The 14422-nt window shown below is 66.3% G+C and carries 14 protein-coding genes; 7 read left to right on the top strand and 7 right to left on the bottom strand.

Features of this window, described 5'->3' with window-relative positions; translation table 11 throughout:
• Positions 1-24: 24 nt before the first annotated feature.
• The 3 genes from cckA to K369_RS27465 form a co-directional block, all read right to left on the bottom strand.
• Positions 25-2535, bottom strand: coding sequence for a cell cycle histidine kinase CckA (gene cckA / locus K369_RS02615; RefSeq protein WP_036287699.1), 2511 nt, complete (start codon positions 2533-2535; stop codon positions 25-27).
• A gap of 261 nt (positions 2536-2796) precedes the next feature.
• On the bottom strand, positions 2797-3198 hold the full coding sequence (locus tag K369_RS28105; protein ID WP_371033282.1) for a hypothetical protein: 402 nt from the start codon (positions 3196-3198) through the stop codon (positions 2797-2799).
• A complete protein-coding gene (locus K369_RS27465; protein ID WP_245278074.1) occupies positions 3195-3557 on the bottom strand; it encodes a hypothetical protein in 363 nt (120 codons plus the stop codon). The genes K369_RS28105 and K369_RS27465 overlap by 4 nt, the downstream gene beginning before the upstream one ends.
• Positions 3558-3587: 30 nt before the next feature.
• Here K369_RS27465 and K369_RS27895 point away from each other — a divergent pair, with 30 nt between their 5' ends.
• Positions 3588-3722 (top strand): hypothetical protein, encoded by a 135-nt coding sequence (locus K369_RS27895; RefSeq protein ID WP_256380970.1) that lies wholly within the window; start codon positions 3588-3590, stop codon positions 3720-3722.
• A gap of 73 nt (positions 3723-3795) precedes the next feature.
• Here K369_RS27895 and dksA read toward each other — a convergent pair whose 3' ends face one another.
• Together dksA and K369_RS02600 are read right to left on the bottom strand one after the other, a co-directional pair.
• Positions 3796-4212, bottom strand: a complete 417-nt coding sequence (dksA, locus tag K369_RS02605; RefSeq protein ID WP_024880015.1) for an RNA polymerase-binding protein DksA — start codon at positions 4210-4212, stop codon at positions 3796-3798.
• An 80-nt stretch (positions 4213-4292) separates the two neighbouring features.
• Complete coding sequence (locus K369_RS02600; protein WP_036287085.1) at positions 4293-5513, bottom strand: NADP-dependent isocitrate dehydrogenase; 1221 nt, start codon at positions 5511-5513, stop codon at positions 4293-4295.
• Between the two features lie 245 nt (positions 5514-5758).
• Between K369_RS02600 and K369_RS02590 the strand changes: the two genes are divergently transcribed.
• The 5 genes from K369_RS02590 to K369_RS02570 all read left to right on the top strand — a co-directional run bounded on the left by K369_RS02590 (position 5759) and on the right by K369_RS02570 (position 11649).
• Positions 5759-6004, top strand: a complete 246-nt coding sequence (locus K369_RS02590) for a type II toxin-antitoxin system ParD family antitoxin (protein ID WP_018265318.1) — start codon at positions 5759-5761, stop codon at positions 6002-6004.
• A 1-nt stretch (position 6005) separates the two neighbouring features.
• Complete coding sequence (locus tag K369_RS02585) at positions 6006-6317, top strand: type II toxin-antitoxin system RelE/ParE family toxin (protein ID WP_018265317.1); 312 nt, start codon at positions 6006-6008, stop codon at positions 6315-6317.
• A gap of 4 nt (positions 6318-6321) precedes the next feature.
• Positions 6322-7149, top strand: coding sequence for an RNA methyltransferase (locus tag K369_RS02580; RefSeq protein WP_036287079.1), 828 nt, complete (start codon positions 6322-6324; stop codon positions 7147-7149).
• A gap of 199 nt (positions 7150-7348) precedes the next feature.
• Positions 7349-10741, top strand: a complete 3393-nt coding sequence (dnaE, locus tag K369_RS02575) for a DNA polymerase III subunit alpha (protein WP_036287076.1) — start codon at positions 7349-7351, stop codon at positions 10739-10741.
• Positions 10738-11649, top strand: coding sequence for an MBL fold metallo-hydrolase (locus tag K369_RS02570; protein WP_036287073.1), 912 nt, complete (start codon positions 10738-10740; stop codon positions 11647-11649). The genes dnaE and K369_RS02570 overlap by 4 nt, the downstream gene beginning before the upstream one ends.
• Before the next feature lie 67 nt (positions 11650-11716).
• Here the strand turns inward: K369_RS02570 and K369_RS02565 are convergent, their stop codons facing one another.
• Positions 11717-12493, bottom strand: a complete 777-nt coding sequence (locus K369_RS02565) for a DUF1499 domain-containing protein (RefSeq protein ID WP_036287696.1) — start codon at positions 12491-12493, stop codon at positions 11717-11719.
• Positions 12494-12660: 167 nt separating this feature from the next.
• Here K369_RS02565 and K369_RS02560 point away from each other — a divergent pair, with 167 nt between their 5' ends.
• The gene (locus K369_RS02560; RefSeq protein ID WP_036287071.1) at positions 12661-12864 is read left to right on the top strand and encodes a hypothetical protein; all 204 of its coding nucleotides are present in this window, start codon (positions 12661-12663) and stop codon (positions 12862-12864) included.
• A 194-nt stretch (positions 12865-13058) separates the two neighbouring features.
• On the opposite strand, the gene tuf is transcribed toward K369_RS02560, so the two are convergent.
• On the bottom strand, positions 13059-14249 hold the full coding sequence (gene tuf / locus K369_RS02555; protein WP_018265311.1) for an elongation factor Tu: 1191 nt from the start codon (positions 14247-14249) through the stop codon (positions 13059-13061).
• Between the last annotated feature and the right edge of the window lie 173 nt (positions 14250-14422).

Here is a 14422-nt window from a genome sequence, read left to right as displayed (position 1 = left end):
AAACATCGATTTACATTTGTCAGCTCACCCCAGGCTCGCCTTCACCGTCTCGATCAGCTGCTTCAGGCTGAAAGGCTTCGGCAAAAAGCCGAAATCGCCCTCCGGCAGATTCTTGGCGAACGCCTCCTCGGCGTAGCCCGAGACGAACACCACTTTCGCCGTCACGCCGCGCTTGCGCAATTCCGCGAACATGGCGGGGCCGTCCATTTCCGGCATCACCACGTCAGACACGATGAGGTCGATGCGCTGGCCCTCGCGCTCCACCACTTCCAGCGCCTCGAGGCCGGAGGCGGCCTCCATCACCTTATAGCCGCGCGAGCCGAGCGCCCGGGCCGCGAAGGCGCGCACGGCGTCCTCATCCTCGACCAGCAATATGGTCCCCTGCCCCGTGTAATCGGCGGCGGGCTTGGCGGCCTCGGGCTTGGCGGCGACCTCGCGGACCTCGGGCACATGGCGCGGCAGGAAGATGCGAAACACTGTTCCGCGTCCGAGCTCGCTGGCCGGGAAAACGAAACCGCCCGACTGCTTGACGATTCCGAACACCATCGACAGGCCGAGGCCCGTGCCTTTGCCGACCTCCTTGGTGGTGAAGAAGGGCTCGAAAATCTTGGCCATCACATCCGGCGCTATGCCGGCGCCATTGTCCTCGACCTCGATCAGCACATATTCGGCCGGCGTCAGCGAAGCCTCGCCGAAGGCGGCGCATTCGCCCGCAGCGACATTGCGCGTGCGCAGCTGGATGCGCCCGCCCGATTCCGGCATGGCGTCGCGGGCGTTCACCACCAGATTGATGATGACCTGCTCGAATTGATTGATGTCGGCCTTCACGAACCACAGATCGCGGCCGTGCTTGAGATCGACCTCGACCTTCTCGCCGACGAGACGGCGCAGCAGCAATTGCAGCTCCGACAGCACGTCGCCGAGCTGCAGCACCTGCGGCCGCAAGGTCTGGCGGCGCGAGAAGGCGAGCAGCTGCCGGGTGAGGCCGGCGGCGCGATTGGCCGTCTGCTTGATCTGGATGATGTCCTGGAAGGACGGATCGGTCGGCCGGTGATTGGCGAGCAGCAGGTCCGAATAGCCGATGATGGCGGTGAGCATATTGTTGAAATCATGCGCCACGCCGCCGGCGAGCTGGCCGACCGCCTGCATTTTCTGCGATTGGGCGAAGCCCTCCTGCAGCTTGCGATGCTCGGTGGTGTCGAGCGCATAGATGGTCGCGCCCTTTTTGCCGGCGTCCTCCGAGGGGGCGACGAAGAAGCGCGCCGAGCGCGTCGGCAGTCCGTCCTCCTCCTGCAGCGCGGCGTCGATGGGCGGCACGTCGCCACGATTGTCCAGAGCGGCGGCGATCGCCTCCTTCAGCGCGGCGCGGTCGCGCTCGACGACGCTGGCCAGCACCGGCCAGGCGGCGGCGCCCTTCAGCGCCTGCGGCAGCAGCTTGGCGAAGGCGGCGTTGGAGCGCGTGACCTTGCCGTCGGGATCGACGGCGGCGATGGCCATGGGCGTCGAATTGAAGAAGCGCGCGAAACGTACTTCTGCGGCGCGCAGATCCTCCTCCGGCTCCTCGCCGGCGGTGCGGTTGAGCACCAAGGTCCGCGAGGCGCCCGGCGCGCCGTCCTGGCCGAAGGCGACGCGATGCAGCAGCCGCACCGGCAGAGAGCGGCCGTTGCGGCGCTTCAGATCGAGGTCGATCTGCGCGGTGCGCACCTCGCCCGAGCCGCCGGTGATGGCGGTGAGCAGAGTCGAGCCATTATTGGCGACGATATCGGCGAGCGAGACGCCGCCCGAGCCGACCTGGGTGAGGTCGTAGCCGAGCCAGCCCGCCAGCGTCTTGTTCATATAGGAGATCGCCCCGTCCGGGCCGGCCGAGAAAAAGCCCGCCGGCGCATGGTCGAGGAAGTCGATCGCGTGCTGGAGCTCCTGGAAGACATTCTCCTGGCGCTGGCGATCGGCGGTGGCGTCGACGACTGTCCACAGATTCGTGTGGCGCGCGCCGTCGCGCTCGAGCGGACGCACGCGAATGCGATACCAGCCGACCTCGGCGTCCCCGGTCAGCGGCGGAACGAGCCGCACATCCTCGACATGGGCGCGCCTGGCGCGGGCCGCCTGGGCGAGGCGATAGATCGCTTCCGAGACTTCCGCCGGCCCGGAGAACAGCCGCTCGACCGTCAGCAGCCCGGCCGGATCGCGCGAGCCGCACAGCTCGAGATAGGCGTCGTTAGCGTAGACGATCTGCGTGTCGCCCTCGGTGACGAGCAGCCCCTCGGAGAAGGAATCGGCGATCTGACGGGCGACGTCGAGCCGCGCGGAACGGCCCGGAAAGCGCAAAAATCCAACGGCATAGGCGAAGGCGCAGAAAACGCCGGCGACGGCCAGCAGCGCCAGCAGGCCGACGGCGAATTTGGGCGCGACTGGCGCCGGCAGCAGCGAGGCCACGACGATCGAGCCCACGAGGGCGATGGCGAGCGCGAGGACCAGGCCGACATTGCCGGGGCGTTCGGTGCGGTCATAGGCGGGCGGCGCCGTCCTGTCGGTCACGGGAATCGTCTCATGAATCGTTTCATGGGCCGCCTCATTGGCCGTATCTCGGGCCGTCTCTCGCCGTCGGATGGGCTCCTGCGCCCACAAACGCTGCGGCGCAGGCAGAATCAGGCGGAACAATGGCCCCGGCCGGGGCTCATGGCAATGTCCTTGCGCATTTTCCGCAAGCGCGAATCACGAAGAATGCACTATTAACCATTGCTTAACCTTTGAGGCGCGCTTGCGTCCAACGCTGATAGACTGCATTCTCGCGCCGCGTCACGACGAAAGAAAAATCGATTCATGCCGTCCAGCATCACACAGTCGCAGCTCCTGCCGATACTCGCCGCAATTGTCGCATTCCTGTTCGCGGCGCTGCTGCTCGTCTATATCTACCGGCTCTTGTTCGGACGACGCATCAAGGCTCCAGGGCCGCGCAACCGGCCGCGCCGGCTCGATATCGTCGATACTTTCGATGTCGACGGCGATCGGCAGCTCGTTATCGTGCGCCGCGACAATGTCGAGCATCTCCTGCTCATCGGCGGGCCGAATGATCTCTTGGTCGAGGCGTCGATCAGCCGGGTCGAGGCCCGCGAGCAGCGCCCGCGCGAGAAAGAGGCTCCCTCCGCCGGCCCCGGCTGGCCGCTCGGCCCTTCCGCCGCGCCGCAGGCGCCGGCTCACGCCCCTACGCCGACCCCGTCTTTTCCGCCGACGCTCGGCCCGGCCTCTTCGCCCGTGGAGAGCGAGGCTCCCAAGGCGCCGGTCGAGCCTGCGCCGCCTCCGTCGGCCGGTCTCGCGCCGCTGCCGCCGGATCTGTTCGGCCCTCCGCCCTCCAAGCCCGCTCCGCCGCCCGCGCCCGAGGCGCCTGCCCGCGCCGGAACGCCGCGCTTCACGCCGCAGCGCCCGCCCTTCACCCCGACGCCGCGCCCGCCGCGGCCCGCGCCGCCGCCTTTCCTGTCGCGCGCCGCCAAGCCGCCGGTCCCGCCGCCGGCCGCCGAGGTCCCCCTCCGCCGCCGCCCGCTCCCGAGGAACCGCCGCATCCGCCCGCTCCTGAGCCGCCGCCGGAGCCCGTGGCTGTCGAACCGCCGCCGCCCCCGCCGCCTGCGCCGGAGGAGCCCGCGCCGCCGCTCGCCGAGCCAGATCCGCTCGACTCGCTGGAGGCCGAAATGGCCCGTCTGCTGGGTCGGCCGGAATCCAAGCCCTGAAAATAAAACAGCGCCCGCGGAGATTTTCCGCGGGCGCTTTGGTTTGCATCTGACCGAAAAAGAAGAGAAGCCGTCAGTCGTCCCGATAGACGCGCTCACGACGCTCATGCCGCTCCTGCGCCTCGATCGACAGAGTGGCGATCGGCCTCGCGTCGAGACGCTTCAGCGAAATCGGCTCGCCCGTCTCCTCGCAATAGCCATAGGTGCCGTCCTCGAGCCGCGCCAGAGCGGCGTCGATCTTGGAGATCAGCTTCCTCTGCCGGTCGCGAGCGCGAAGCTCGATCGCGCGATCGGTCTCCGACGAAGCGCGATCCGCAAGGTCGGGGTGGTTCTCGTTCTCGCTCTGCAGAGTGGCGAGCGTGTCGCGGCTCTCCTGCAGTATCTCGTCCTTCCACGCGAGCAGCTTGCGCCGAAAATACTCGCGCTGCCGATCATTCATGAAATCTTCTTGCTCGGACGGTCTGTAGCTCGCGTCTAGATCCACCGCCATTGCCGCGAATCCTCCCTAAGCCTGAACGCGGCGTCTATATAGCCGCGCCGCTCGGGTTGCACAATCACTTCGTCGCGCGCTCATTTACCGAGCGAAAGCGCGGCTGCGAGATTGGAATCGATCTTGTCGAGGAAGCCGGTGGTCGACAGCCATTTCTGATTATGGCCGACGAGCAGCGCCAGATCCTTGGTCATGAAGCCCTGCTCCACCGTGGAGACGCAGACCTGCTCGAGCGTCAGCGCGAAGCGCGCCAGCGCCTCATTGCCGTCGAGCTTGGCGCGATGCGCGAGCGCGCGCGTCCAGGCGAAGATGGAGGCGATGGAATTGGTCGAGGTCGCGTGGCCCTTCTGATGCTCGCGATAATGGCGCGTCACCGTGCCATGCGCGGCCTCCGCCTCGACGGTCTTGCCGTCCGGCGTCATCAGCACGCTCGTCATCAGGCCGAGCGAGCCGAAGCCCTGCGCCACCGTATCCGACTGCACGTCGCCATCGTAATTCTTGCAGGCCCACACATAGCCGCCGGACCATTTGAGCGCCGAGGCGACCATATCGTCAATGAGGCGATGCTCATAGGTGAGGCCCTGCGCCTGGAATTGCGTTTTGAACTCGGCGTCGAACACTTCCTGGAACAGATCCTTGAAGCGCCCGTCATAGGCTTTCAAAATCGTGTTCTTGGTCGAGAGATAGAGCGGGAATTTGCGGTTCAGCGCGTAATTCATCGAGGCGCGCGCGAATTCGCGGATCGACTCGTCGAGATTGTACATCGCCATTGCGACGCCGGCGCCGGGGAAGCGGAACACTTCCTTCTCGATCACCGCCCCATCGTCGCCCTCGAACTTCATCGTCAGCCGACCCTTGCCGGGCGTGCGGAAATCGACGGCGCGATATTGATCGCCGAAGGCGTGGCGGCCGATGACGATCGGCTGCGTCCAGCCGGGCACGAGGCGCGGAACATTCTTGGCGATGATCGGCTCGCGGAAGATGACGCCGCCCAGAATATTGCGGATCGTGCCGTTGGGCGACTTCCACATTTCCTTCAGGCCGAATTCCTGCACGCGGGCTTCGTCCGGCGTGATGGTGGCGCATTTGACGCCGACGCCATGCGTCTTGATCGCCTCGGCGGCGTCGATCGTCACCTGATCATTGGTCGCGTCGCGGTTCTGAATGGAGAGATCGTAATAGAGCAGCTCGAGATCGAGGTAAGGGTGGATGAGCTTGTCCTTGATATAGGCCCAGATGATCCGGGTCATCTCGTCGCCGTCGAGCTCGACGACCGGATTCGCGACCTTGATCTTGCTCATGAAATGCCTCTCCCCGCGTGAGCCGCCGGCCTTATAGCGCGCGCCTGCCGCAAGGCAAAGCAGGCGCCATAGGCAAATCTGCGTCGCGCAGTCGCGTTCGCGCTTTTCTGAAAGGCGATTTTGATCGACGGCTGCCGAATGTTCAGGCGCCGACGCTCACGGCGCGCTCGCCGAGAGAATTCGACCGGCGTTTCCAATAGCACGATATGCGCATATCGTGCTATAAAACCCCGAGGAGGCTCGCCATGAACGTATCCGTCGGCAAGCATTGGGAAGAGTTCATCGATTCCCTCGTCAAGCAGGGCCGCTACGCTTCGGCGACCGAGGTGATGCGCGAGGGCCTGCGCCTCGTCGAGGAGCGCGAAGCCAAACTGAAGGCGCTGCGCGAGACGATAGAGGCGTCGCTGGCAGAAGGGGGCGAGCACAGCGACGAAGAGGTGGCCGCTTATCTCGATAAGAGAGCCCAGGAACTGAAAGCGCGAGGATATTGATTTGCGCCGACTCGTCTATTCGAGCGCGGCGCGACGAAGCCTCGGCGATCTTCTCGAATATCTGACGATCGAAATGGGTGCGGAAGCGCTCGCTTCGCCGATCGTGCGGCGCATTCGGGACAAATGCGTGAAGCTCGCGGAACTGCCCGCTATTCTCGGCAGGCCTCGCGACGATCTCGCGCCCGGCCTGCGCAGCTTTCCTTTCCGAGGTTTCGTGATCTTCATGCGCTATAGCGACGACAGGCTCGATATCATCGACATCGTGCACTCACGGCGGGACGCCGACGCCGTGATGGGCGAGACCGAGCATTGATCCCGTGACCGGCGCCGGTACCGACCACACCAAGCAAAGCCTCGAGGGCGGGCCGACCATTGTGCTCGTGCGGCCGCAGCTCGCGGTCAATATCGGCATGTGCGCGCGCGCCATGGCCAATTTCGGCCTCTCCGATCTGCGGCTCGTCGCGCCGCGCGAGGGCTGGCCGACACGCGATCCCGTCTATCGCGAGGCCTCTTACGCCGCCGCCGCTGGCGCCGCGCATCTGCTCGATTCGGCCAAGCTCTACGAGACCGTGCGCGAGGCGATCGCCGATCTCTCCTTCGTCTATGCGGCGACGGCGCGCGGGCGCGGCCAAGTGAAGCCCGTGGTGACGCCCGCGACCGCAATGTCCGATACCGTCCTGCGCATCAAATCGGGCGAGCGCCATGGCGTGATGTTTGGCCCGGAGCGCACCGGCCTCGACAATGACGATGTCGCGCTCGCCGATTCGATCCTCACCTTTCCGGTCAATCCCGCCTATGCCTCGCTCAATCTGGCGCAGGCTGTGCTGCTCACCGGCTATGAATGGTTCCGCTACGCCCATGGCGAGACGCTGCCCTTCGACGTCATCGAGCGCTCCCCCCCCGCCACCCGCGAGATGACGCTCGCCTTCTTCGACTATTTGGAGAAGCATCTCGACGAGCGGCAGTTCTTCCGGCCCGAGACGAAGAAGCCGGTGATGTCGCGCAATCTGCGCAACATGTTCCACCGCATGAACATGACCGAGCAGGATGTGCGCACGCTCTGGGGCGTGGTGGTGCGGCTGGTGGAAGGCCCGCGGCGCGAGCCGAAGAAGGCGGCGCGGCGCAAGAAAGACGAGCAAAGCTGAACCAGTTCGCGCTCCTTCTCCCATTCGTGGGAGAAGGTGTCACGCGAATGCGTGACGGATGAGGGTCCGTCCGCCGATGCGGCGCCATGGGACAGCGCGAGCGCTGCGAGGACCCTCATCCGACCCCGCTTCGCGGGGCCACCTTCTCCCGCGCGCGGGAGAAGGAGCCGCGGCGGCCGGTTGCTGATATGATCCCTATATGTCCCGCTACGCCGAGCTCGCGACTGCGACCAATTTCTCCTTCCTGCGCGGCGCCTCGCATCCCGAGGAGATGGTCGCGCAGGCGATGGCGCTCGGCCATATCGGCATAGGCGTCGCCGATCGCAATTCGCTCGCCGGCGTGGTGCGCGCCCATTCCTATCTGCGCGAGCATGCGGCCGAAGCGCCCGGTTTTCGCCTCGCCATTGGCGCGCGCCTCGTCTTTGCCGACGAGACTCCGGATGTTCTCTGCTATCCGCAGGACCGCGCCGCCTATGGGCGCCTGTGCCGGCTTCTTACGCGCGGCAATATGCGCGCGCAGAAGGGCGAGTGCCGCCTTTTCCTCGACGATCTCTTAGAATTCGCCGATGGCCAGCAGCTCATCGCGATGGAGGGCGCGGCGCTTGCCCCCGCCTTGCTCGCGGCCGCATGCGGCCGGCTATGGCTGGCGGCGACCGCGCTCTATGGCGTCGATATGCGCGCCGCCCTCGCTCGCCGCATCGCGCTCTCGCGCGAGACGGGCCTGCCGCTCATCGCGGTGAATGACGCCAATATGCATGTCCCCGAGCGCCGTCCGCTCGCCGACATTCTCGCCTGCGTGCGCGAGAAGACGACGCTCGACGACGCCGGCTATCTCCTCTCCGCCAACGCCGAGCGCGCGCTGAAGAGCGGCGCGGAAATGGCGCGGCTTTTCGCCCAAACGCCGCAGGCGCTCGAGGAGACGACGCGCTTTCTGGACGGTCTCTCCTTCAGCCTCGACGCGCTCGCGCATAATTATCCGAGCGAATTGCGCGAAGGTTTTTCCAGCGAGCAGGAGGCGCTCGAACATTACGCGCGGGAGGGCGCGCGGACGCGCTATCCGAACGGCGTTCCCGAAAAGGTCGAGGCGCTGCTGCGCCATGAGCTGCAGCTGATCACCGAGCTCGGCTACGCAGCCTATTTCCTCACCGTGCACGACATTGTGCGTTTCGCACGCGCAAAGGAAATTCTCGCGCAGGGGCGCGGCTCGGCCGCCAATTCCGTCGTCTGCTTCTGCCTCGGCGTCACCGAGGTCGATCCGGCGAAGCATGATCTCCTCTTCGAGCGCTTCGTCTCCGCCGCGCGCAACGAACCGCCGGACATAGACGTCGATTTCGAGCATGAGCGGCGCGAAGAGGTGATGCAATATATCTACGCGCGCTATGGCCGCGAGCGCGCCGGCCTCACCGCGACGGTCGTCTCCTATCGCTCGCGCTCGGCCATTCGCGAGGTCGGCAAGGCTTTCGGCCTTTCCGCCGATGTCGTCTCGCGGCTTTCCGGCAATGTGTGGGGCCGCTCGGGCGAGCGAGAAAAGGCGCAAGGAGAGGCGTCGCCACCTCCCCCTGGAGGGGGGAGGTCGAGCGCCGAAGGCGATCGGGAGGGGGTGACTCCCCGAGTCTCGGGGATGACCCCACCCCGGACCGCTTCGCGGTCCGACCCTCCCCCTAAAGGGGAGGGTGAGCGCGAGCCGCGTCTCGCCAAGGCCCTCGAGCTGACGCGCGAGCTGACCGGCTTTCCGCGCCATCTCTCGCAACATACGGGCGGTTTCGTCATCACGCGCGATCGGCTGGACGAGATCGTTCCGCTCGCGCCCGCCGCCATGGAAGGCCGCACGACGATCGAATGGGACAAGGACGATCTCGACGCGCTGCGCATATTGAAGATCGACGTGCTGGCGCTCGGAATGCTCACCTGCCTGCGCAAGGGCCTCGCCCTGCTGGCCGAGCGCTATGGCGTCGTGCATCGCCTCTCGTCGATCCCGCCGGGAGAAGCGAGCGTCTATGACATGATCTCGCGCGCCGATACGATCGGCGTGTTCCAGATCGAGAGCCGCGCACAAATGTCCATGCTGCCGCGGCTGCAGCCGCGCGAATTCTACGATCTCGTCATCGAGGTTGCGATCGTGCGCCCCGGTCCCATTCAGGGCGATATGGTGCATCCTTATCTGCGTCGTCGCATCGGCAAGGAGGAGGTCTCCTTTCCATCGCCGGAGCTCGAGGAGGTGCTGCGCAAGACGCTCGGCGTGCCCTTGTTCCAGGAGCAGGCGATGCGCATCGCCATTGTCGCCGGCGGCTTCACGCCGGACGAGGCGGACCGTCTGCGCCGCGCCATGGCGACCTTCAAGCGCGTCGGCACGATCGGAACCTTCCGCGCCAAAATGCTCGCGGGCATGGAGGCGCGCGGCTATAGCCGCGATTTCGCCGAGCGCTGCTGGAGCCAGATCGAAGGCTTCGGCTCCTATGGCTTCCCCGAGAGTCACGCGGCCTCTTTCGCTTTGCTCGTCTATGCCTCCGCCTGGCTCAAATGCCGCTACCCGGACGCGTTCTGCTGCGCCTTGTTGAATTCGCAGCCCATGGGCTTCTATGCGCCGGCGCAGATCGTGCGCGATGCGCAGGAGCACGGCGTCGGCGTGCATGAGGTCGATGTGAATTTCTCCGATTGGGATTGCGCGCTGGAGACGCGCGCGCAGGCGACGCCGCGGCATTCGCGCCACGCCTGCATGGCCGGCGACATTCGCGCCACGCATGACGTGCGGCTCGGCTTCCGCCAGATCGTCGGCCTGCGCGAGGCGGATATGAAGCGCCTCGTGGCGCGGCGCGGCGCGGGCTATGATTCCGTGCGCGATCTGTGGCTGCGCGGCGGGCTCGAGCCGGCGACGCTGGAGCGCTTGGCGGAGGCCGGCGCCTTCGCCTCGCTCGGCCTGCCGCGCCGCGATGCGCTCTGGGCCGTGCAGGCGCTCAACCGCGCCGGCGACAAGGACGAGCTCCCCCTGCTGCGCGCGCTCTCCTTCGCGCCGCAGGAGGAGGACGCGAACCTTCCGCCCATGCCGCTCGGGGCCGAGGTGGTGGAGGATTATCGCTTTTTGTCACTGTCGCTGAAAGCGCATCCCATGGCGTTTCTGCGTGGGCGGCTGGAAGCGAAAGGAATTAAGCCTTGCGCAATGCTCGGCGGCGGCCCCCTCCCCAACCCTCCCCCGCAAGCGGGAGAGGGAGCAGGCTCCGCGCTTCATCGAGATTCCGCGCAACGGGGGGGTGTGAGGGAGGGGGCAACGGGCCAAGGCGCGCGCGTGACGGTCGCCGGCCTCGTGCTGGTGCGGCAGAGGCCGGGCTCGGCGAGCGGCGTCATCTTCATGACGATCGAGGACGAGACGGGAATCGCCAATATCGTCGTCTGGCCGAAACTGTTCGAGCGGCAGCGTCCCGAGGTCATCGGCGCGCGGCTGGTGTCGGTCACGGGGCGCGTGCAGAATGAATCCGGCGTCGTCCATGTGATCGCGCAGAAGATCGAGGATCTGAGCGCCGATCTGCGCCTGCTCGAGCAATCGCGCGGCGCCAAGGCGCGCGAGCCCATTCCGAAGGGACGCAATTTTCAATGAGCCCAGATGATTTTCTCACCACATTCGACTCTCCGCCGGGCGCGCTGCAACGCGTTTCGCGGCTGACGCGCCGCATCGTCGCGCCCAATCCCGGCGCCTTCACCTATACGGGCACGTGCAGCTACATCGTCGGCGAGGGCGAGGTGGCGATCATCGACCCCGGCCCGGCGGACGCCTCGCACATAGAGGCGCTGCTCGCCGCCGTAGCGGGCGAGACGCTGCGCTATCTGCTCGTCACCCATACGCATCGCGACCATTCGCCGGCCGCGCGCATTCTGGCGGAGAGGACCGGCGCGACTATCGCCGGCTGCGCGCCTTATGCGCCGCCGCCCGATCTTTCGGTCACAGGCCCCGGCCTCGACGCCTCGCATGACAAAACATACGCGCCCGACATGTCCCTCGCCGATGGCGACCGCCTCAGCTTCGGCGGCCTCACCATCGAGGCCGTCGCGACGCCGGGCCATACGACCAACCATCTCTGCTTCGCGCTGGCCGAGGAGGCGACGCTCTTCACCGGCGATCATGTGATGGGCTGGGCCACGACCGTCATCGCGCCCCCGGACGGCTCCATGAGCGAATATTTCGCCTCGCTGGAGAAGCTGCGCTGGCGCGACGATCGCCTCTACTGGCCGGCCCATGGCGGGCCGGTGAAGGAGCCGCAGCGCTATTTGCGCGCGCTGCTCCACCATCGCCGGCAGCGCGAGGCCGCCATCCTCGAGCGCCTCGAGGCCGGCGACGAGACGATCGCCGTCATTGTCGCGCGCATCTATGAGGGCTTCGACGCGCGGCTGCAAAGGGCGGCGGCGCTCTCCGTCTTCGCGCATCTCGAAGACTTGATCGAGCGCGGCCTCGCCCGCTGCGATGGGCCGGCGACATTGGAGGCGCGGTATTTCAGGGCGAGCGAATAGGGAGTAACGAATAGCGAATAGCGGCGTCTCAGTTCTATTCGCTATTCGCTACAAACTCCCTACTCCCTCACTTCTCGTTCAGCCCCGCCTGCAGCTCCTCCGCAAATTGCCGGATGCGCTTGGCGTTGGCGCCGAAATCATGGCGCCCGTAGCGCGAGGCGGAGCGCACGTCTATGCGCGTCTGGCCGGCGAGCGGACGCAGCCGCACGGCGATGTCGTCGGCAAAGCCCATCACCAATGTGCGGTCGAGAAAATCGAGATGGCCGACGCCGGACCGGCCGCCGGGCGGGCGCTGGTCGATGACGCGCCAGCCGCGGCTCTGCGCGGTCTCCAGCACCAGCTGATAGGCCTCGTCCGGCTCGAGATCGACGACGATCGGCTCTATGTCCGGATAACCGTCCCTTTGCCGCTCCGCAGTGTCGGCGTCGAAGCCGGCGGGCGTGAAGCCGGCGCGCGCCGCCACGGCCGCGCGCGAGGTGGAGAAGCGCGGCGGATCCGCCGTGTCGGTCGAGACGTCCGAGAGCACGGGCAGGCGCACGGCCTGGACGGCGAGATAGGCCGGATAGCCGAGCGTCACCGCCGCGAGAAAGGCGCCGCCGAGCGCCTCGCCCAGCCCGCGCCGGCCCTCCTGCCAGATGACGACGCAGGCGGCGAGAAACAGCAGCAGCGCGACGAGCGCCACCACGATCGCGCCGCCGAGCACGGCGAGCGAGGCCTGCGGCTCCACCGCATTGGCGCGCGCGAGGATCACGGCGATCGCCGCGACCGGCAGAGAGAAAACGGCGAGCCGCCGGCACCAGACCGCGGCGTTGGAGACGGGCTCTTCTGGGATATGGCGCAGCATGGAGCGATCATAGCATCGATCGCGGCGCGGCTCATCCACAGCCACATGCGGAAGATGCGCGGCGGGCTCCGCGATTTTACGAATAGTTTACCGGGGTAAGGGAGACTTTAAATCAAATGCACGCATTCCTCGAGCGTCCCTCAACCATTCAGTAGAGAGTAGCCGCCATGTCGAAGCTCGTCGCCACCGATTTCAGCGAAGCGCAATCTGCCGACCGTCCGCATGATCTGCTCGCCCGCCTCTATCGCGAGATCGGCATTTCGGCCGTCGCCGCGGCGCTCGAGGTGATGCATCCGAGCCATGACGAGACCGAAGCCTCCGAGGATGCGCGCCTGCCGGCGATCCTCCTCGAGGAGCAGCTCGCGGCCTGACGGCCTACAACTCTCTTCTCCCCGACTTGGGACCGCGAGCCTCGAGGCTCGCAGTCCCTTTTTTCGAAGCGAGCCCTAAAGGCTCGCTTTTTTATTCGATGATCGAGGCGACGACGCCGGCGCCGAGCGCGAGCGCGATGTTTCGCGCTCGCGCCGACCTGAATGCGGTTGTCGCGACGGTGTGCTCGCTGCGATCACTCGATGATCGAGGCGACCACGCCTGCTCCAACCGTGCGGCCGCCTTCGCGGATGGCGAAGCGCAGCTTCTCCTCCATGGCGATCGGAACGATGAGGTTCACCTCCATCGCCACATTATCGCCCGGCATCACCATCTCCACGCCCTCGGGGAGCGTCACGATGCCGGTCACGTCCGTCGTGCGGAAGTAGAACTGCGGACGATAGTTGGTGAAGAACGGCGTATGACGGCCGCCCTCTTCCTTCGTCAGAATATAGGCTTCCGCCTTGAACTTGGTGTGCGGCTTCACCGAACCCGGCTTCGACAGCACCTGGCCGCGCTCCACGTCCTCGCGCTTGGTGCCGCGCAGCAGCGCGCCGATATTGTCGCCCGCCTCGCCCTGATCGAGCAGCTTGCGGAACATTTCGACGCCGGTCACGGTCGTCTTCACCGTCGGGCGAATGCCGACGATCTCGACTTCCTCGCCGACCTTGACGATGCCGCGCTCCACGCGGCCCGTCACCACCGTGCCGCGGCCCGAGATCGAGAACACGTCCTCGACCGGCATAAGGAAGGGCTGATCCTTCGGGCGCTCCGGCTGCGGGATATATTCGTCGACCGTCTGCATCAGCTTCAGGATCGCGTCATGGCCGATCTCGGGCGTCTTATTCTCGAGCGCCGCCAGGGCCGAGCCCTTGGTGATCGGAATATCGTCGCCGGGGAACTCGTATTTCGACAGCAGCTCGCGAACCTCGAGCTCGACGAGCTCGAGCAGCTCCGGATCGTCGACCATGTCGACCTTGTTCAGGAACACGACCAGCGCCGGCACGCCGACCTGGCGGGCGAGCAGAATGTGCTCGCGGGTCTGCGGCATCGGGCCGTCGGCGGCGGAGACGACGAGGATCGCGCCGTCCATCTGCGCGGCGCCGGTGATCATGTTCTTCACATAATCGGCGTGGCCGGGGCAGTCGACGTGGGCGTAGTGGCGATTGGCGGTCTCATACTCGACATGGGCCGTCGAGATGGTGATGCCGCGGGCGCGCTCTTCCGGGGCCTTGTCGATCTGGTCATAGGCCGTGAAGGTCGCGCCGCCCGTCTCGGCCAGAACCTTGGTGATCGCCGCCGTCAGCGACGTCTTGCCATGGTCCACGTGACCGATCGTGCCGATGTTGCAATGCGGCTTCGTGCGTGAGAATTTTTCCTTGGCCATGCTTTCTGGTTCCCGGTTGCGGCGCGCCTCGCGTCCCGCGCGCGCGTGCCTTTAAGGCGGTTGCCGCTTTTCTTCAAGAGCGTTCGCGATTCCGCCGGGCCGCTCAAACAAGATAGGGGAGGCGCCGCTTATCGCCGCCTCCCCGTCAGATAAAGAATATTCCGTTGCTAGAT

It is taken from the genome of Methylosinus sp. PW1 (assembly GCF_000745215.1).
GTDB lineage: Bacteria > Pseudomonadota > Alphaproteobacteria > Rhizobiales > Beijerinckiaceae > Methylosinus.
Note: the sequence above shows the minus strand (reverse complement) of the source record. Positions and strands in the feature narration are given on the sequence as shown.

Coding starts and splice junctions, on each gene's coding strand:
- K369_RS27465 (WP_245278074.1), bottom strand. CDS start 3,557: ATGCGGCGGTTCCTCGGGAGCGGGCGGCGGCGGAGGGGGACCTCGGCG.
- dksA (WP_024880015.1), bottom strand. CDS start 4,212: ATGGCGGTGGATCTAGACGCGAGCTACAGACCGTCCGAGCAAGAAGAT.
- K369_RS02600 (WP_036287085.1), bottom strand. CDS start 5,513: ATGAGCAAGATCAAGGTCGCGAATCCGGTCGTCGAGCTCGACGGCGAC.
- K369_RS02590 (WP_018265318.1), top strand. CDS start 5,759: ATGAACGTATCCGTCGGCAAGCATTGGGAAGAGTTCATCGATTCCCTC.
- dnaE (WP_036287076.1), top strand. CDS start 7,349: ATGTCCCGCTACGCCGAGCTCGCGACTGCGACCAATTTCTCCTTCCTG.
- K369_RS02570 (WP_036287073.1), top strand. CDS start 10,738: ATGAGCCCAGATGATTTTCTCACCACATTCGACTCTCCGCCGGGCGCG.
- K369_RS02565 (WP_036287696.1), bottom strand. CDS start 12,493: ATGCTGCGCCATATCCCAGAAGAGCCCGTCTCCAACGCCGCGGTCTGG.
- K369_RS02560 (WP_036287071.1), top strand. CDS start 12,661: ATGTCGAAGCTCGTCGCCACCGATTTCAGCGAAGCGCAATCTGCCGAC.
- tuf (WP_018265311.1), bottom strand. CDS start 14,249: ATGGCCAAGGAAAAATTCTCACGCACGAAGCCGCATTGCAACATCGGC.